We start from the raw sequence: 17,947 nt of genomic DNA on the forward strand, positions 1-17,947 counted from the left end.
GATCAAGCCTCCTCTCCGTCGGTCTCTGTTTCTTCGTTATTCTCCGAATCATCGTCAACGACGTCATCTACGTGTTCATACTCGGGAACAGTAACATTGCGGACATCGATTTTGCCGGTGACAGCATCCGAGATGATTGTTGATTTTAGCTCCTGAAGCGCTTTTATTTTGCTTTCTGCTAATTGAATAGCTTTATCAAGCATGTCGCATTTATCGTCCAAATAACAAGCAATTTTCTCTTGCTCAGTAACATCAGGATAAGCAAGTTTTAACTGTTCCAATACTCTCATGCCGATGTTTTGCTGAGTACCATATGACCAACCATCCTGCACCTGTTGTTGATATGGCAAAGCCTGCAAAGCGTAAAAGAGAAAACGCGGTAACATCACTTCTTGATTACAACGGAAAACGGCAAGTGGAGACCATATAGTAAATATTCTATCTGTATCTACAATTGATACTCGTCCAGTAGTCGCGCCTGATTTGATCATGTATATATCATCAATCTTAGGCACATATTTCTTACAACATTCTTCATAAAAGTCCTGAGAAATAAATCCTCGAATATGATTAAAATCAATTTTTCCATTACCACACGAAACAGCTTCTGCAGAAACAAAGGGGATACCCTCCTCATATAACTGTGGAGTTGTATGTGGGCCGTCCGTCAGCGGTTGTGAAAGGACACGGAGTGTTTTCGTAATTCGCCATCCTTTTGGAATCATCCGATAGTAGCTATTATCTGTCCCACACATTTCTTCTCGTTTTAGTCCTGTAGTTACAGTTTTAGTAATAACCGTGTTCTTCAGTTGATTGAATTCCTGTATTTCCTTCCGGCGTATTCCAATCAGCTTGTTGATCTCAGAGACCTTCCAATCGAGGAAGCGCACAATCTGATCCTGCTCAGCGCGGGGAGGAACGGGAATATACATGTGGCGGATGTCTTTGAACCCAATAGATTGCCTAACGCCTCCTCCCATGCCATAAAAGACTTTTTGAACGTCATAGGCATGCAGTAAGTAGTGTAGGTATCCGGAATTCATTCTTGGAACGAGACACAAATATGCTGCAGTGATGATTCCATTATCATTAACTAGGCCAGTACGAAGACTTTTATGATCGTTTTGCAAATCAGTAAGACGCATAATGATATCGCCGGGTTCAATAATTTGATACGTCGACAAATCTTGTGCGATTAATCCCTTGTTTAAATCACTCTTCTTCTTAATTTCTCCATAGCTTAAGGACAAAACTTGCTTAACTGTACCACCGATATTCTTAATGCATTTCTCAGATGCAGTCTGCTCTAAGAACTTTTCTTTCCAGTGAGCGGGAATTTGACCAAGCCAATCATAGGATGAATTTTTATAAGAACTGTATTCCAACATTACTTCAGCCCCTCCATGATCTCATCCATGACGCCATCCGATTCCTTTTCGAGCTCTTCAAGTGAGGCAAGGATGTCCCCCATATCACGGAGTTGCACCGGCTTGTAGAAGTACTTCGTGAAGCTGATCTCGTAACCGATCTTTGTCTTGCTTTCATCCACGAAGACGTCCGGCGCGTATGGCTTGACTTCCTTTTCGATGAACGCATCGATCCCGCCATCGTAGTTGAACGGGATGTTTTCCGAGTCGCGGAGGTTCGGATCGGATTCGCCTTCAACCTCTTTTGCATGTGGATCAGCTTCCGTGATAAACGGACGGATCTTCTTGAGCTGCGTTTTTTTGAGCTTTGTCGCCTTGGCAAAAGCGTCCCAATCGTCAAGTGGTGTGTCATTCGGCACATCGGCGACCGCCTTTCTTACCGTTTCAAGATCTGTCGCTTTCTTAAACAAAAGCTTCCCCTTTTCATTTTTTTCAGGGATTTCTCGTTCCGGGAATACGCGCAGGCGCAACGGGCGCTCGACGGTCACATTCCAGTAACCGAACTCACTGTTATCGAATATCATGCTTACATCGCTTTCCTCCATGTCAAGGAAAATGCGAACAATTTCCTTACGGATTTCCGGCGTGAATTCACAGTTCTTATTGCCCATGTTCTTGCGCAACGGGCTCTTCATGTTGGTCGCGTCGATGAGTTGAATCTTCCCTTTGCGGCGTTCTTCCTTCTTATTGGAAAGCACCCAAATGTATGTGCCAATACCTGTGTTGTAGAACATGTTGTCAGGCAATGCGATGATGGCCTCTACCAGATCGCGCTCGATTAGATATCTGCGTGCGTTGCTTTCGCCGCTTCCTGCGTCGCCCGTGAACAGGGATGAGCCGTTATGGACTTCGATGATGCGACTGCCGAGTTCTGTGTCGGTTTTCATCTTGGATACGTTGTTGAGCAGGAAGAGAAGCTGTCCATCACTTGTGCGCGGGATCATCTTTAGCTCCTCACCGCCGGGAAGGTATGCATTAAAACGAGTGTCTAGGATTTCACTCTTGCCACCCAGTTTGTCTGCATCTGTTTTCCAGCTCTTGCCGTACGGCGGATTGGAGAGCATGAAGTCGAATTGACGAGAGGAGTTTCCGTCCAGCGACAAGGTTGATCCATAAGAAATGTGCTCAGCTTCCTCACCATCGCCTTTGAGGAGCATGTCCGCCTTGCAAATCGCATAAGTCTCCGGATTAATCTCTTGCCCAAACAGGTGAATGGAGACGTTCTTGCCCCGGCGCTTTGCGAGAGTCAAAAGCCGTGCCTGTGCAACTGTAAGCATTCCACCTGTCCCGCACGCCCCGTCATAGCAGGAGTACGATGCATCCAGAATCTTGTCCTCCACCGGGTAAAACGCAAGGTCTGCCATGAGCTCGACAACGTCACGCGGCGTCCAGTGTTCTCCGGCTTCCTCGTTGTTTTCTTCGTTAAAGCGGCGAATTAATTCTTCGAAGATTGTTCCCATGCCGTGGTTATCGAGTCCCGGCAGCTTCACGATCTTTTTCTCCGCGTCCTTATAGACAGGATTCGAGCTGAGGTTGATATCCGATGACGTGAACTTTTCGATGATCGCACCAAGGATATCCGCATCGACCATAGTTCTGATCTGGTCGCGGAATTTGAACTTGTCGAGGATCTCCTGAACGTTCGGAGAGAAACCGTCCAGGTATGCCCTGAAGTCGGCTTCAAGTGTCTGCTTCTTCGAGCGGCTCGTCAGATCCTTTAAAAGGAATGGCGAAGCATTGCAGAACGCTTGTCCAGCTGCATTGCAGAGTGCAGGCCACTGATTGTCGATCTTGGCAGCGTCTAGCTGTTTCTTCATGGTAAGGACGGCTTTCTTTGTTCCTTCAAGCATTGCATCAAGGCGGCGAATGACTGTCATCGGCAGAATAACGTCACGGTATTTGCCACGGACATAGACGTCGCGCAGGCAATCGTCTGCGATTCCCCATATAAAACTGACTATCGAGTTGTACTCCTGGTTATCCATTATTGTTCCTCCGTGCTTTTCTGCTTTTCATTATTTTTAGGAATTTCTACTCGCTCCATAATATCCTGCGCTTCACAGTCAAGTGCTTCGCAGATCCGAAGTAAAATTTCTGTTGTAACATTCTCGCAACGTCCCATCTTAGCAATTGATGCCGCACTCACATGGCTCATTTTCTGAAGATCCTGTTTCTTCAAGCCACGATCTATTAGAAGTTTCCACAGCTTGTTATAACTAAACTGTGTTTCTAATTTCATTTTTTCCTTCTTCATATCACTTTGTCTCCGCTTCCTTGTTCCAAGGCCATCCGAACAGCTCATTGCCATTCGGTGATAACTCCAATACTGCATGATCTTTCATGATCTTTTCAGTATCTGCATCATAAGAATCCAAGGAGTCATATGAAATAAAGATCTGTTTCTTTTCCATTCCTTCTTGTGATGAAAATGAAGCATACTGTTTCACAATCTTCGCCAGCGTATCTTTTGATAGGTTTTTTAAAACAACTGAGTCATGAACAATGAATGGAAGAGTTGTCAATCGCAGATTTGCAAGATCAAAAGTAATAACCCCTCTAAACTGTGCTCCGGTTCCGCCGTCATTAGGTGTCTCGAAGGAATACTTTTTTAATCCTTCAAGTTTTAATATTGGCGACTGCTTTCCTCTGCCAAGAATCTGATTGGTTATCGCACGCATTTCCTGGTTGATTGCAGATTGAATGGCAAACAACTGATCCTTGATAACATTGTCACGATTCTCAGCATATTCCTTTGCCACTTTATTAAGTCGTTCATGTTCTTCATAGTTCTTATTCGCTTCCTGAAGATTATTGAGTTCGGTCATAATTCTGGCATACTCTTTCAAAATAGCTGTCGATACATTCGGGATCTTCTTTATTGAAGCCACTTCCTCTTTGAGCCTTACAATTTCGTTATTCAACGTCATGTAGGAAGTCGCGAGTTTTCGCTCGGCATCCTTGTATTCATCCTGCAGCACTTTAGATAAGCGCTTATGAAAAGCTTCTATCTCCTCAAGCAAACGGAAGTCCTCATTCGGAAAGAATCGTTCTAATTCACCAAATCCTTTCGTAAAGCTCTTCTTTTCACCAGTCATATCACGTCTAACATTATTAAGATCGTGGCGTACCTGAGCTGCTTCACGCTGAAAATGAACTATCTGAGTCTGCAGCTCAGAAAGTCTCTGTGCCTGCATACCATCTAGATTTAAAAGGCCCTCATTGCTGTTCTTTACTAAGTCTTTCTCTTTATCCTGCAGGGACTTAATCTGTTTATTATTTTTTTCAAATTCCTTTTTATTTCTGGCACTACGAATCTGGTTATACCGCTGTGCCTTATTAAAGGCATCCATTTCATCAGCTGCTTGACTTGCCGCATTTATCTGTTTTTCTACAACTTCGTACCTACCCCAAAGTTTCATAAAACTTTTGATTGCCTTATCTGCAGACTCCGATGTTGCTGACTTTAGTGGATGATTTTCATTTAGTGTTTCTCTTTTATAAACTCGAATAAATCTTGAGACTGCACCTCTCCAACTTGAGCATTCCTTGCTGATGTTGTATTTGCTCTTGAGAAAATCATTATATGCATCCAAACTTAATGGTTCTGTATTCGCAAGTGGCTGATATTTTTCGTCACATTTCTGCACTTGCATATAGTGAACAGTATTCCTGCTGAAATAGTATTTCTCGCCTTCGAAGTCGAATGCAAAGCAAATATTGTGTTCTCCAATATTTTCCTGCACATCCTTGCTCTTCTTGATATAATCTTTTCCTCCGAAGACGAAATCAATTATCATAAGGAATGTCGACTTTCCTATAGAATTTGATCCATTGTCATCCCCCAGAACAACATTCAGGCCTGGATGAAATTCTATAGGTTCTCTGGGCTGACCATTACTTACAAATTTTTCGCATCTTATTTCCGTCAACATAATGAATGGCGCCCTCCTTTTCATCTATCTTTCTCATGGCATACAGACTATCCAAAAGGTCAATGAACTCCTGTATACCTGACATCTTATTCTTTACCTTTCCATAAAGCTCCTTTGGAGTCATATCACACTTTTCAAGTGCATTTAATATGACCGGCATCTTTGCGATTGAACTTTCTTTATATGGGGTAACCTTGCTTGGAAATTTCATGAATGGAACACCTCACAGTTTTGAACAAAAAACGAAACAACTATATTGCTGGCCATCTCTGCATCGTCTCCGAGCCCAGCACGATGTCTGATCCATTCGGAGAGCTGACTTATCACTTCTTTCTGAGAAAGTCCAGAACTCTCCAGCATCTTTGAACTAGCTTTTATTTGCGAAGCAATGACATCAAAGTTTGCATTAGAATCCCTGAACACCTTCTCAATATAGCTGTAATAAGTAATCGCCTCGTCCCTCACGGTTTTCCGTAGTACGAATGGCTCTTTGATTTTTTCATCAACATGCAGGGCATCAAAGTTAAGCGGCTCAGTCGCTGGCTGGTCCTGTAAATCCATAACTGCATCTAGGACAGTTCTGATCTCTTCTTCCAGCTGTTCCTGGTTTACATTCATCTTTGCTTGGTGGCTTTTAACCAGAGCCCTCTTAGTCTCATATAACTTCTTATAAAGCTCCACTGATGGATCAAACAAGTAATCGCTGGACTCCTCTTCATTCAGGGCTATTAAGTTTTCTGGAGCATTCAAGTTCAACGGCTTTGGATATTCTGCCTCAAACTCCGCTGCTGTGTTATCATCCAGGTCATTCGGAAAGATCTGAGTAATCCTATACTTTTTTCTTGCCCTACCGCGCACCTGCTCAACAAGCTCCTTATGGCACAACGGGCATTCATACCCCACCTCTGCAAGGAACGGTATGTCGTCAACTTGAACTTCTTCACCTTCTCTCACTATGTTGGGTTTATTAACTGCATATAAAAAGGTGTAAGCAAGAAATTTAGTAGTCTGCCCATGCTTGTAATAATTCAGAAGAGATTCCTTCTTTGGCTCCGAAATCGTCACATCGCACCTGATGAGTTTTCTGATGTTTGCCAAAGTATCGTCCTTCAGATGAGGATTCAAATCTGGAATCACGTCTTTGTTAAAATTTTCAATAGTCTCATCTATCACTTCAGGGATAACTGATGCCTGTTTAATACCATCAGGTGTATTAGCCAGTTCTCCTAACACTCGGCTTATCTTTTTGGAAGAGAGATCCTCTTCATATCCATGTTCTCGAACATAATCTTGATTATTGATTGTCCCAAGAATCAGATTCGCTGCAGCTTCTTTTCCTCCGTTCGCCGAAAGGCCAGATCGAAGGGTCAGTATATAAGAAGCCGTATTTAGTTCACTCACATTACACCTCCAAAACTGGGCGTCCGGAAAATCACTGGTAAATTGGTGGTAAATCGCTGGCAAATACTATTGCCGGCGATTTTTTTAGAATTATTTGCAGATAGAGGGAACGCCTTACATCTAACAGCATAGTAGAATATCGTGTTTATTTCTATCCTTAAAGGAATTTATTTGCGTGATCACGTAAATATTTGCTTTTTCAAAGTGACATCAAGACTCTGGAAGCCGAAAGTCGAAAATCCAATGACCTGGATATGTCGTTAAACTGTCCACCCTTCACAGATGCTCACTCTCGTGCACAGAGATGGCTCGAGCAGATGAGATGAGCACATCTGAAATAAGAGACCAACCTACGCTCCTATTTCAGAAAACATGTCACCGCCAAGCAATAGCCCCTGATCAAGGCTGACCCGAACGTTTGGTGATGCACCTGCAAACGAGGACATTGTTCATAGGGTAAGCAAGCCTCCATGACAAAAGGAGACAAAAGCATGTCAAACAAAGACTGGATTATCAATCTGGAAAACACAGCAGACGAGGTTGCCGGTATCTGCGGAAGAGAAGTTGTTCACTTCATTCTCAGGGAACATGGTGCAAGAAGCATCTACGACCTGAATCCGGGCGACTACGAAGAAGTATTCTCTGAGCTTTATGCCTACATCGAGAACTACGACTGACAACTGAATACGAAAGTCCTTCGGTCCTATCGTCCAGCTAACGATCAGGACAAGGCAAGGGAATTCCCTGCTCCACTCGGTGCGCCCTACCGCGGATAGACGAGTGCATCTCCGGATGGAGCAGGCAACAAGACAAATTTGGTTCAGCTTCATGCACGGCTGGACGCTGATTAGAAACGGGGTAACCCGCTTAGGTGGCCTGAATGAAGGAAAAATTGAATCTGTCATCACCGGCTCCCCGTTTCGGAAAGAAACGAGGACGCCAAGATGGCAATCAAAGTCAAAAGAGTAAATTTTTATGAAAACGGCAGAATTTATGCAACAGTAGAAGTTAAGACCTATGAGGATGGACGAGTTGAAATCGTGCCTCCTGACGGATACCGGATGTATCCGATGGATATTGAGACTGCTGACACCTCAGCACACAGTTTTGTACCAGAACTTATTCGCATGTGGTGGAAAGGCAGTCGTCAGTACAAATGCTACATGGTACCCGTCCTTGAGGAACTGTTCAATGCGATGATGCGGCCTGACTGGTCGGAGGATAAGCGTAACCTTCGTTCACATAAGTGCCGTGTTGAAGGTGCTCATGGAACACCGATCATCTGCCGCAGGGCATCCTGCACCTGCTGTCCAAATGCCGGGAAGGATATGGAGACAAATCAAACATCCTATATCGAAGACCTGAAGAAGAACAGCAACTGGAAACCTGCCACAGAGGACATCACGAGCACTGAAGCTATGGGGCGTATTTTATACGACGAGCTTATTAACTTTCTTGCGAAGCATCAGAAGAAGCTGGCTAAAATCAAGCTGCTCGAGGATGAAGGTTATAGTGTGAAGGAAATTCATGAAATGCTGAATCTTCCCAGCAACACAATCTATTCCGATCGGAAGCGGATAAAGAAGCTGGAAAGCGAATTTTTCAAAGAGGATTAACACGATGGGAGGCGGTGCAGATGATGATTCTGCATCGCCTTTTTTCTATTCCTGGTCAAATAGCCTTTCCACAGTCACAACCTCCGAAAATAGCAAAGCTACAGTCTCGCCAGTTAAAAATTCATCAAAATAGCCTTCCCACAGTCACGCCAGACCAACTTTCACATTTTTTCAAAAAGAAAAAGCGACACCCGCCTCTCTTCTCAGAAAGACGAATGCCGCAGAAATGGCTTAAACACGGGCTTTTCCAGCCCTCTTTCAATTTACTCTCGTTAGCAGAGCCACGGTCTCAACATGCCCCGAGACAGTAGAAAAAATAATCATACTGGTTCATGCTGTCTGGGAATTGGTCAAGGTAGGGACATGCTGTTCGGGAATTTGTCAGAAATATGATGCTCCATTACCTTCAATGATATCAGCGACATTGCAAACCACATTGAACTGGAAGTTATCGATCTGACTTTAATAATGCATAGATGCTCACATCGCAGACGCCCTGATTATTTACAGCCGCGCTTCTTAGGGTACCTTCATACTTCATTCCGCATTTTTTCATAACCAGTCCTGAATGAGGATTATTTACATCGTGTTTTGCCTGGACGCGATTCGCACCGACCTGATCGAACATAAAATTAATTACTGCACTCAACGCTTCCGAAGTTATTCCACGGTTCCACCACGGTCTGCCAATGCAGTAACCAATTTCTGCCATCTGCGTTTTTTCATTGATTGATACAACAGATATTGAACCAATCGGTTCGTTGAGATTTTTCGGCACAATTGCCCACTGATAAAAGTCCGGCTTTTCATAGGACGCAGTCCATTCATTCAATATATGAATTGCGGTATCCAAACTGGTATAAGCAGGCCATGTCAGAAACTTTGTAACCTCTTTGTCTGATGCCCAATTCTGAAACATGGCCTCTGCATCTTCGACCATAAATTCTCTTAACAACAGCCTTTTCGTTTCTATCGTATAGGTTCCACAATGATTCATGTCTAATCCTCTAACTTTCGATTTGTCATCTTCTCTTAAGAATCTACTTCAAGTACCACATTTCTCCATTTGGCATCTGCATTACATCCCCGGGAAATATCTCAATTACATTTCCATTAAGATCCCGAACTATAGTCTCCTCCCAGTACTTGTAATCCACGTCTTCCCCTTCTTCAAACCATCTGTTAAAGAACAGTTTCTCTCCATCCCGTAAAAAGAAGGAATCATGATCCTCCATTGAAAGGCTGACCTTCTCCGGCCAAACAATATCCAATTCATTACCGCTCTGTCTCAAAAGCGTAAGTGGACTGATACGCAGCTGCAGATTATAACAATCCTTCACTGATGAAAGCGGAAGCTCCGTATGAATGCTTACCTGATGATCTCTGCTGTCGAATCTGACAATCCTGATCACTCCATTTGGAAAATCCACATCAAGCATATATATTCCGCCGTCAAAGAATATCGGTTTTTCGCTATAATGCCCCTCTGTCTTCGGAACTGGAAAGAAAACCTCTCCGTCCGGAAAATGGACAAGACAAAGCTTTCTTCCTTTTACCACATGTCCATCCTTAAACAGTTCTTCGGCCTCGTAAAGATCACCGTGTTCATAATCCATACCGTAATACCACTCACTTGTGGCTCCGGGAACAGGCTCTATATATGTAATTCCGTCGGTTTCTATTGTCTTTGTCTTCATAATTAAACCCTGTCGCTCGCATCTTCCCAACAATGCATCCACCAATACAGCCATATGTCCATCAGCTCCAGAATCTGCGATCCAGCTACCTTCACTAAAATGATCTCTCCTGAAATGCCATACAATAACCGCAAGGATCTGTTTCTCAGTGAGTGTATCCAACCACTCCTTCGTAGGCTGAGCCAAATCCTGATTTATATCTTGGAATACGTTCTTGTCTTATTCCAAGTGGCTTTGAAATCAGTTGCAATTATATCCATTTCTCATCAGCACAATTCGATACTTAGTATATCATGTTTGGAATTCGTGAAAAACAGAAAAGCCTTCCCACAGCCACGCCCGACCAACTTTCACATTTTTTCTATAAAAAACGCGGCACCCGCCTCTCTTCTCAGAAAGACAGATGCCGCAGAAATGGCTTAAACACGGGCTTTTTCGGCCCTCTTTCAATTTGTTCTTTTCAACACGGTCACGCATTCCACATGCGGGGTCTGCGGGAACATGTCAACTGGTGAAACCTCATCGGTCGTGTACCCCTTCTCCATGAACAGCTGCATGTCGCGCACCAGCGTTGCCGGGTTGCAGGAAATGTAGACGATCTTCTCTGGGCCGGTCTTGACCGCGGCCTCGATAAAGTCCGGGCTCAGGCCCTTACGCGGCGGGTCAACAAAAATCACGTCGGTCTTCAGGCCCTTTTCAGCCCACTTCGGCATCAAGTCTTCCGCCTTGCCAGCATAGTACTTGGCGTTGTGGATCTGGTTGATGCGGGCGTTGTTCTTGGCATCCTTGACCGCGGCCTTGACTACTTCCACCCCGCGCACTTCCTTGACGTACTTGGCCGCTGATAAGCCGATCGTCCCGATTCCGGAGTAGGCATCAACGATCAAATCGCTGTCCTTCAAGCCTGCCTGCTTGAACGCCAAGTCATAGAGGCGCGGCGTTTGGGAAGAGTTGATCTGGAAGAAGGACTGCGGTGAGATTTCAAAGGTCAAATCGCCAATCTTGTCATCGATATACCGCTTGCCCCACAGGAGATAGTCGCTCGTCCCCAAAATCACGTTGGTCTTTCTGGGATTGTGGTTCAAGAAGATGCTCTTGACCCCGGCAATTTCCTTGATTTCGTCAACCACCTTGGCCAGCCTTGGAAATTCCTTGTGCAGGCAAACCAGGATGACCATGATCTCGCCCGTCGCGATCCCGCGGCGGACTTCCAGATAGCGCACCTCACCCTGGTGCTTGACTTCATCATAGGCTGGAACATGGTTTTCCCGCAAGATATCGCGCACTGCCAGCAGGACGCGGTCGATTTCCTTGTCATTGGTGAAGAAGTCTTCCAGTGGCACCAGGTCGTGTGAATGCCGGCGGAAGAAGCCGATTTCCAGCTTGCCATTCACTTCTCTGACCGGCACTTGCGCCTTGTTGCGGTAGCTGTCTTGCAGCGGACTTGGCAGGGTAGCGTTGACCTTGATTTGATCCAAATGAACCTTCTTCAAGAGTCCTGCCACTTGCTGCTGCTTGAATTCCAGCTGCTTGTCATACTTAAGGTGGGCCAGGCTGGCCAGACCCGTTTGCAGATACTGGCGTAGCGGCACCTTAACCCGGTCGGGACTTTCCTTGATGATTTCCTCAATCTTGGCAAAAGCAAAGGCCTTCTTGGTCTTCAGGATCTTGGCCTTGACAATTTCGCCAGGCAAAGCGTTGTTCACAAAGACGGTTTCCCCATCGACGTGGCCAACCCCCATGGCTTCATAGGACAAGTCGGTGATTTCGACTTCGACGATTTCATTTTTCTTCATGTTGTTCTCCTTTGGACCGCTGCCGGCGGTCATATTCTGGGGCAATAAAGTTGATGATTGGAAAGGCTAAGTACAAGACCATTCCGAAACGGGGATTGATAAAAGAAATCCCGATAAAGAGCAGATTCAAGACCAGAAGCCAGACGATTCTGGTTCTGGCCACCCGGCTCATGATCTGGCTTAAAGAGTGAATGTGGGGCAAAGAAGCCCGCATCCCCATCCGTTCAGTCAATAATTCAAAAGTTTGAACCAAAAAGTACACGATTCCGAAATTAACCACGGCTAGCATGGATAAGTGATCCATCAGCCACTTGGTCATTACCGGCACCAAAGACAGGCTGGCCAAAAAGCAGAAGTCACAAATCATCGTCCATTTATCCGCCTTCCAGATAAAGTAGCTGAAATTCTTGTGCATTTCATACCAGAAGTTGGCCACCACAAAAAAGGAGATCAAATAAATCCCGATCTGCTCAACGAAATTTCCATAAGCCCGATCCGCGATCGGCGCTTCGATTTCCAGAACCACGATCGTGATAATAATGGCAATCACGCCATCATTAAAAGTCGTCAAGTGGTCCGCCAACTTGCTGGCGGCTTGGGCTTGCGCCTGCTTTTGGTGCTCACGCAGCTTCTGCCATTCTTCCTGCTCTTGCTGGCTCAAGTTCAGCTGCTGCGCCTTGGCCACAATCTTTTGTTTTCTTTTCATTGCTTACACCCATAACAAAAATAGAGTTTGACCAAAGTCAAACTCTATTATAACAGTTCTAGCCGATGTAGAATTCAATCCGCTGCTTTAAGTTTTCAAAAATTACCGGGAAGCTGCCGCCTTCTTCCCCGTCCAGGTTGACGGAAAGGTTGTCGTGCTTGTTGTTCCCAATCAATTCTGCCTTTAAAGTCCGGGTCTTGGTGTAGATGATGTTTGGATCATCAACGTGCTTCCCGTTCATGGCCAAAGCCATCAGGCGGAGCAGATTGCCTGGGTCGCTTGGCTTGACGACGATCAACTGGAAGTAGCCGTCGCTCAGTTCCGCGTTAGGCATGATCTTTTCAAAACCACCGATCGAGTTGGTCATCCCCAGCAAGAAGAGGGACAGCTTGCCTTCGTAGACGCCCTTGTCAAAAGTCAGGCGCATCTCGCATTCGCTCAGGCGCGGCAGCATTTCCGCCCCCTTGATCAAGTAGGCGGCATAGCCCAAAGCTGACTTGACGTCTGATGAAACCCCATAGGTCAGCTCAGCCAAAGAACCAGCCGCGGCAATGTTGACGAAGTACTTGCTAGTGCCGTCGTTAAAGTCAGCCCGGCCCACGTCCATCTTCTGGACCTTGTTCTTCAGGACCACCTTCGCGGCCGCCACCACGTCATCGCGCGGAATTGACAAGGCCCGGGCGTAGTCGTTGGTCGTCCCGGCTGGAATGATCGCCATGCGCGGCCGCTCGTCTTCTTCCAAGAAGGCGATCCCGCTGACGACTTCGTTGATGGTCCCGTCGCCGCCGGCGGCAACAACCAGGTCAAAGCCTTCCTTGGCCGCTCTAGTGGCTTCATTTTGCGCGCTGAATTCTTCTGGGGTGGTTCTGAAGGCACTAGCTTCATAGCCGGCCTGCTCCAGAATATCCAAAATATCAGCAACGTTCTTAGGCATCTGCTCATGGCCAGAAACAGGGTTATAGATCAAGCGTGCTCTCTTAGTCATTTGCCTCACCTTAATTTCCTACTAATTTATGATTAACGGGCGTTCAGGTCAGCCAAAAGCAGCTTGTTGACAACCTTTGGGTTGGCCTTGCCGCGGGTTTGCTTCATGATTTGCCCAACCAGGAAGCCGATTGCCCGGTCCTTGCCGTTCTTGTAGTCTTCAACTGATTGTGGGTTGTTGTCGACGATTTCCTTGACCATTGGTGCCAGGACGCTTTCGTCTGACAATTGGGCCATCCCGTTTTCTTCAACGTACTTCTGCGGATCAGTGCCGTTGGCAACAGTTTCCGCGAAGACCTTCTTGGCGATCTTGGAGGAGATCGTCCCGTCAGAAATCAGCTTGATCATCGCTGCCAGGTTGGCAGGGGTCAAGGCGATTTCCTTCAGGCTTGCGTGCTTTTCATTCAAGTAGCCGTTGACTTGGGTGTTCATCCAGTTGGCTGCTTGCTTTGGATCAGCGCCATTAGCTACGGTTTGGTCAAAGAAGTCTGAGCTTTCCTTGCTTTGCAACAGGACGCCAGCATCGTATGGCTTCAAGCCGTATTCATTGATGTACAGGTCACGGCGCTCATCAGCCGTCTTTGGCAGGTGGGCTGCAATGTCGTCAACCCATTCCTGCTTGATATGGTATGGAGCCAGGTCTGGTTCTGGGAAGTAACGGTAGTCCGCGTCCCCTTCCTTGACACGTTCCAAGACCGTCTTGCCAGTGTTGGTGTCAAAACGGCGGGTGGACATTTGGATCCGGCCGCCTGACAGCAGGATGGCTTCTTGCCGCTTTTGTTCATAAGCCAAGGACAGGCGAACGTGTTCAAAGGAGTTCAGGTTCTTCATTTCGACCTTGGTCCCGAATTCCTTTTGCCCAGCTGGACGAATGGAGATGTTGGTGTCAATTCTCATTGACCCTTCTTCCATCTTAACGTCGGAAGCCCCAGTAAATTGCACGACTTCACGCAGCTTTTCCAGGTAGGCTACGGCTTCGTCCGGGTCAGTCATTTCAGGCTCGGAAACGACTTCCAGCAATGGCACCCCTTGACGGTTGTAGTCAACGTATGAGAAGCCGTTGGTCCCGTGGGTGTTCTTGCCGGCGTCTTCTTCGATGTGCATTTCGTGGATGTGGATCTTCTTCTTCTTGCCGTGAACTTCGACTTCAACATAGCCGTTTTCAGCCAGTGGCTTGAAGAATTGGGTGATCTGGTAAGCCTTTGGGTTGTCTGGGTAGAAGTAGTTCTTCCGGTCAAAGTGGGTTACCGGGTTGATATGGGAGTGGGTTGCCAAAGCGACCATCAAGCCCAGCCGGTAGACTTCCTTGTTGACCATTGGCAAAGTGCCTGGGTAGCCCCAGTCAATTACGTTGGTTTCCGTGTTTGGCTTGGCCCCGTAGGTTACTGGTGAAGGTGAAAAGATCTTACTCTTAGTCTTCAATTCAAAGTGGACTTCAAGACCGATAGTTGACGTAAAATTCATTTAAATTAATCCTCCAATCCAGCTGGTGTTTGTTCGTAGAACTTGTTGCTGCGTTCGATGAAGTCGGCGACTTGGAAGACGTGGCCTTCGTCGAAGCGCTTGCCCATGATTTGGAAGCCAACAGGCATGCCGGTGGTTTCGCTTAAGCCGGCTGGCACGCTGGCAGCTGGGATACCAGCCATGTTGGCTGAAATGGTCAGGATGTCGTTGTTGTACATCTTGATTGGGTCAGTGATTTCTGAGTTCAAGTCGAAGGCGGTTTCCGTTGAAACTGGCCCAACGATCACGTCATTGTCTTCAAAGATCTTGTCGAAGTCTTCGCAGATCAAGGTTCTAACCTTGGCCGCCTGCAGGAAGAACTTGTCGTAGGCACCGGCTGACAGGGCAAATGACCCCAGCATGATCCGGCGCTTGACTTCATCGCCAAAGCCTTCTGAGCGGGTGTTCAGGTAAACTTCGTCCAAATTCTTGGCTTCAGCCCGGAAACCGTAGCGGATCCCGTCGAAGCGTTCCAGGTTTGATGAAGCTTCACTGGAAGCGATGATGTAGTAAGTTGGCACCACGTACTTGGTGTGTGGCAATGAGACTTCGTTGATGACCGCGCCGGCTTCCTTCAAAGTGTCGATCTGCTTTTGCACGGCCTTGCGGACGCCTTCTTCAACGGCATCGCTCATGTATTCCTTAGGAACGGCTACGCGCAGCCCCTTGACGTCCTTGCCCAAAAAGCTCGTGTAGTCAGGAACGGCTTGCTCGGAAACGGTCGCGTCGCGGTCGTCGCCGCCAGCGATGACGTTCAAGACTTCAGCTGAGTCCTTGACCCGCTTGCTCATTACGCCGATTTGGTCCAAAGATGAAGCAAAGGCAATCAGCCCCCAACGGGATACGCGGCCGTAAGTCGGCTTGATCCCGAAGATCCCGTTGAAGGAAGCTGGCTGGCGGATTGAGCCACCAGTGTCGCTCCCAAGGGCAGCAACGACTTCACCGGAAGCAACGGCCGCAGCTGAACCACCGGATGAACCGCCAGGAACCTTGTTCAAATTCCAAGGGTTCTTGGTGTCGCCAAAGTATGAGGTTTCAGTTGATGAACCCATGGCGAATTCGTCCATGTTGGTCTTGCCGATCACCGTAGCTTGGGCAGCCTTCAGCTTGCCTACCACCGTTGATTCGTAAACTGGCACGAAGTTGTCCAGGATGTGGCTGGCAGCCGTAGTCTTAAGGCCGTTGGTGATGATGTTGTCCTTAACGGCGATTGGAATCCCGGCCAGCTTGTTGTCAAAGTTCAGGTCTTCGGCTGGCTTGGCATTTTCATCAACCGTAATGAAGGCATTGACCTTGTCTTCAGTCTTCTTAATGTTGGCGAGCGTGTCCGCAGTCAATTGGTCGGCGGTGATTTCGCCCTTCTTCAACTTGTCGTTTAAAGAATCAATTGTTTCGTGTAAGTAGTTCATTATTGGTTATCGTCCTTATTGATAATTACAGGTACCTTGACAAAGCCGTTGCTCTTTTCAGGAACGTTCTTCATCATTTCGTCGCGAGTTTGCCAATGTTCAGGCTCGTCTTCACGGAAGACGGTGTCCCGGTCGACTACTTGTACGGTTTCTTCAACGCCAGTAGTGTCAACTGCTTGCAGTTCTTCTGCCATTTCCAAAATTTTGCCCATTTGCGGGGTGAACTTTTCCAGTTCTTCCTCGTTGAATTCAAGCTGTGCCAAAGCAGCAACGTGCTTGATGGTATCTTTAGTTACCTTTTCCACTTATGTACCTCCCTAATTACCGCCATAAACGTGCATGTGATAAGCGCCAGTTGCCGTTTCCTTAGAGACGACCGCTTGCGTGTCGTTGACTGAAGAAATGGTGATTTCGACCGGAGCGCTCTGCGACAGATACTTCTGGGCTCTGGTCTTGACCATTTCCGCGAAGCTCTGTACCTGCAGGTAGCCATAGAACTGGGTCGTAATCGCGATGCTCTCGTAAGACAGTTTCCCGTCCACATACCGCAAGGTCGCGGTCACGCCGGAAACGTTCGGGAAGTAGTCTTCGATTTCATCCTTGAAACTGGTGAACTTCGATTCATCGCTGGCACTGATGGCCTTAGCATTGTCTACAGTCGGTAAAACCTGTGTCTTTTCATTCACAGAATTCCATTTAGTTATTTTACTACTATTTGCACTAGCTGTCCCATAAGAGAAGTAAGTTCCCCCAACTAATGAGTCGGTATCGGTCTTGGAGAAGAGACCAACCATGATTGGGATATTCTTCAGCTTCTTCTTGGCGTGCAGGCGCTCAACGATCGTATTGGCCGTCTTTTGCCCAAAGCTTCGGCGCTTGGCTAAGGAGATATCGGTGCTGTATTCCGTCCCGCCAGTCGTGTTGGTGTAGTAGTCAACTGAGTTCAGGCCCAGGCTGAGGCTGATGCCGGCCAGCTTGTAGCCGCTGGCGGTCCTGGTGTAGAAGTCCTCTTCCATAATCTGCTGGAGGATGACCGGGTTGCGCGTGCTGGAGCTCTTCTTGCCATTGTTGACCGGGTTGAGGCCGGCCTTGTTGGACTTAGAATAACGTCCCAGCCAGTCCGTAACCGTATTTTCGTCCAGCTGCTGCCCTTCTTGAATGACGTAGCTCTTGGTTGAAAAGACCTTCTTGGAAATCCGGATCAAGCCGCGCTCCATCGCGGTCTCGTCAACGCTGTTGTCATAGTTGGTGGCCTCCAGGCCAGAGATGGGACTGGTCTTGTAGACCCCTTTCTTCAAAAGCACGGAGTAGCCGCCTTCGCTGGTGGCAGTCGTCGAATATTTCTTGCTTTTAGTCGTCGTAGTGGTTGAATTGCTTGCCAGGTCTGAATTCTTCAGGTTGCCACAAGCGGTCAGCAGCAAAACGCAGCCGGCCAATCCTAACGCTTGTATAAATTTCTTCACTGTCTTGTGTCCT

17 protein-coding genes are annotated in these 17,947 nt (G+C 46.9%); 2 read left to right on the plus strand and 15 right to left on the minus strand.

Features of this window, described 5'->3' with window-relative positions; translation table 11 throughout:
• Positions 1-2: 2 nt before the first annotated feature.
• From OCH80_RS02820 to OCH80_RS02845, 6 genes are read right to left on the minus strand one after another with little or no spacing between them, the layout of a single operon-like run.
• A complete protein-coding gene (locus OCH80_RS02820) occupies positions 3-1,388 on the minus strand; it encodes a restriction endonuclease subunit S (RefSeq protein WP_404537731.1) in 1,386 nt (461 codons plus the stop codon).
• On the minus strand, positions 1,388-3,412 hold the full coding sequence (locus OCH80_RS02825) for an N-6 DNA methylase (protein WP_404537732.1): 2,025 nt from the start codon (positions 3,410-3,412) through the stop codon (positions 1,388-1,390). The genes OCH80_RS02820 and OCH80_RS02825 overlap by 1 nt, the downstream gene beginning before the upstream one ends.
• Positions 3,412-3,666 (minus strand): helix-turn-helix domain-containing protein, encoded by a 255-nt coding sequence (locus OCH80_RS02830; protein ID WP_404537770.1) that lies wholly within the window; start codon positions 3,664-3,666, stop codon positions 3,412-3,414. Before OCH80_RS02830 ends, OCH80_RS02825 begins: the two co-directional genes overlap by 1 nt.
• Before the next feature lie 16 nt (positions 3,667-3,682).
• A complete protein-coding gene (locus OCH80_RS02835; RefSeq protein WP_154546910.1) occupies positions 3,683-5,359 on the minus strand; it encodes a DUF2326 domain-containing protein in 1,677 nt (558 codons plus the stop codon).
• Positions 5,322-5,570 carry an ABC-three component system middle component 7 gene (locus tag OCH80_RS02840; protein WP_154546909.1) on the minus strand — a complete coding sequence of 83 codons (249 nt, stop codon included), beginning with the start codon at positions 5,568-5,570 and terminating at the stop codon, positions 5,322-5,324. The genes OCH80_RS02835 and OCH80_RS02840 overlap by 38 nt, the downstream gene beginning before the upstream one ends.
• The gene (locus OCH80_RS02845; RefSeq protein ID WP_154546908.1) at positions 5,567-6,760 is read right to left on the minus strand and encodes an ABC-three component system protein; all 1,194 of its coding nucleotides are present in this window, start codon (positions 6,758-6,760) and stop codon (positions 5,567-5,569) included. Before OCH80_RS02845 ends, OCH80_RS02840 begins: the two co-directional genes overlap by 4 nt.
• A 491-nt stretch (positions 6,761-7,251) precedes the next feature.
• Here OCH80_RS02845 and OCH80_RS02850 point away from each other — a divergent pair, with 491 nt between their 5' ends.
• The gene (locus OCH80_RS02850) at positions 7,252-7,437 is read left to right on the plus strand and encodes a hypothetical protein (protein ID WP_154546907.1); all 186 of its coding nucleotides are present in this window, start codon (positions 7,252-7,254) and stop codon (positions 7,435-7,437) included.
• A gap of 267 nt (positions 7,438-7,704) precedes the next feature.
• Complete coding sequence (locus OCH80_RS02855) at positions 7,705-8,376, plus strand: hypothetical protein (RefSeq protein ID WP_404537735.1); 672 nt, start codon at positions 7,705-7,707, stop codon at positions 8,374-8,376.
• Between the two features lie 448 nt (positions 8,377-8,824).
• On the opposite strand, the gene OCH80_RS02860 is transcribed toward OCH80_RS02855, so the two are convergent.
• The 9 genes from OCH80_RS02860 to OCH80_RS02900 all read right to left on the minus strand — a co-directional run bounded on the left by OCH80_RS02860 (position 8,825) and on the right by OCH80_RS02900 (position 17,934).
• On the minus strand, positions 8,825-9,373 hold the full coding sequence (locus tag OCH80_RS02860) for a GNAT family N-acetyltransferase (protein WP_015450220.1): 549 nt from the start codon (positions 9,371-9,373) through the stop codon (positions 8,825-8,827).
• Positions 9,374-9,416: 43 nt separating this feature from the next.
• The gene (locus OCH80_RS02865; RefSeq protein WP_404537737.1) at positions 9,417-10,235 is read right to left on the minus strand and encodes a hypothetical protein; all 819 of its coding nucleotides are present in this window, start codon (positions 10,233-10,235) and stop codon (positions 9,417-9,419) included.
• Positions 10,236-10,519: 284 nt separating this feature from the next.
• A complete protein-coding gene (gene rlmD / locus OCH80_RS02870; protein WP_404537739.1) occupies positions 10,520-11,869 on the minus strand; it encodes a 23S rRNA (uracil(1939)-C(5))-methyltransferase RlmD in 1,350 nt (449 codons plus the stop codon).
• A complete protein-coding gene (locus tag OCH80_RS02875) occupies positions 11,856-12,575 on the minus strand; it encodes a TMEM175 family protein (RefSeq protein WP_154546901.1) in 720 nt (239 codons plus the stop codon). The genes rlmD and OCH80_RS02875 overlap by 14 nt, the downstream gene beginning before the upstream one ends.
• A gap of 58 nt (positions 12,576-12,633) precedes the next feature.
• Positions 12,634-13,560, minus strand: coding sequence for a diacylglycerol kinase family lipid kinase (locus tag OCH80_RS02880; RefSeq protein WP_404537741.1), 927 nt, complete (start codon positions 13,558-13,560; stop codon positions 12,634-12,636).
• Positions 13,561-13,592: 32 nt separating this feature from the next.
• The gene (gatB, locus tag OCH80_RS02885) at positions 13,593-15,023 is read right to left on the minus strand and encodes an Asp-tRNA(Asn)/Glu-tRNA(Gln) amidotransferase subunit GatB (RefSeq protein ID WP_154546899.1); all 1,431 of its coding nucleotides are present in this window, start codon (positions 15,021-15,023) and stop codon (positions 13,593-13,595) included.
• Positions 15,024-15,028: 5 nt separating this feature from the next.
• Complete coding sequence (gene gatA, locus OCH80_RS02890; protein WP_154546898.1) at positions 15,029-16,471, minus strand: Asp-tRNA(Asn)/Glu-tRNA(Gln) amidotransferase subunit GatA; 1,443 nt, start codon at positions 16,469-16,471, stop codon at positions 15,029-15,031.
• Positions 16,471-16,776: an Asp-tRNA(Asn)/Glu-tRNA(Gln) amidotransferase subunit GatC gene (gatC, locus tag OCH80_RS02895; RefSeq protein WP_206987674.1), complete on the minus strand. Its 306-nt coding sequence runs from the start codon at positions 16,774-16,776 to the stop codon at positions 16,471-16,473. Before gatC ends, gatA begins: the two co-directional genes overlap by 1 nt.
• 12 nt (positions 16,777-16,788) lie before the next feature.
• Positions 16,789-17,934, minus strand: a complete 1,146-nt coding sequence (locus OCH80_RS02900; protein ID WP_404537744.1) for a CamS family sex pheromone protein — start codon at positions 17,932-17,934, stop codon at positions 16,789-16,791.
• Positions 17,935-17,947: the final 13 nt, after the last annotated feature.

The sequence above is a fragment of the Lactobacillus sp. 23-2 genome (assembly GCF_044902225.1).
Lineage (GTDB): Bacteria > Bacillota > Bacilli > Lactobacillales > Lactobacillaceae > Lactobacillus > Lactobacillus absianus.

Coding starts and splice junctions, on each gene's coding strand:
- OCH80_RS02820 (WP_404537731.1), bottom strand. CDS start 1,388: ATGTTGGAATACAGTTCTTATAAAAATTCATCCTATGATTGGCTTGGT.
- OCH80_RS02825 (WP_404537732.1), bottom strand. CDS start 3,412: ATGGATAACCAGGAGTACAACTCGATAGTCAGTTTTATATGGGGAATC.
- OCH80_RS02830 (WP_404537770.1), bottom strand. CDS start 3,666: ATGAAATTAGAAACACAGTTTAGTTATAACAAGCTGTGGAAACTTCTA.
- OCH80_RS02835 (WP_154546910.1), bottom strand. CDS start 5,359: ATGTTGACGGAAATAAGATGCGAAAAATTTGTAAGTAATGGTCAGCCC.
- OCH80_RS02840 (WP_154546909.1), bottom strand. CDS start 5,570: ATGAAATTTCCAAGCAAGGTTACCCCATATAAAGAAAGTTCAATCGCA.
- OCH80_RS02850 (WP_154546907.1), top strand. CDS start 7,252: ATGTCAAACAAAGACTGGATTATCAATCTGGAAAACACAGCAGACGAG.
- OCH80_RS02855 (WP_404537735.1), top strand. CDS start 7,705: ATGGCAATCAAAGTCAAAAGAGTAAATTTTTATGAAAACGGCAGAATT.
- OCH80_RS02860 (WP_015450220.1), bottom strand. CDS start 9,373: ATGAATCATTGTGGAACCTATACGATAGAAACGAAAAGGCTGTTGTTA.
- rlmD (WP_404537739.1), bottom strand. CDS start 11,869: ATGAAGAAAAATGAAATCGTCGAAGTCGAAATCACCGACTTGTCCTAT.
- OCH80_RS02875 (WP_154546901.1), bottom strand. CDS start 12,575: ATGAAAAGAAAACAAAAGATTGTGGCCAAGGCGCAGCAGCTGAACTTG.
- OCH80_RS02880 (WP_404537741.1), bottom strand. CDS start 13,560: ATGACTAAGAGAGCACGCTTGATCTATAACCCTGTTTCTGGCCATGAG.
- gatB (WP_154546899.1), bottom strand. CDS start 15,023: ATGAATTTTACGTCAACTATCGGTCTTGAAGTCCACTTTGAATTGAAG.
- gatA (WP_154546898.1), bottom strand. CDS start 16,471: ATGAACTACTTACACGAAACAATTGATTCTTTAAACGACAAGTTGAAG.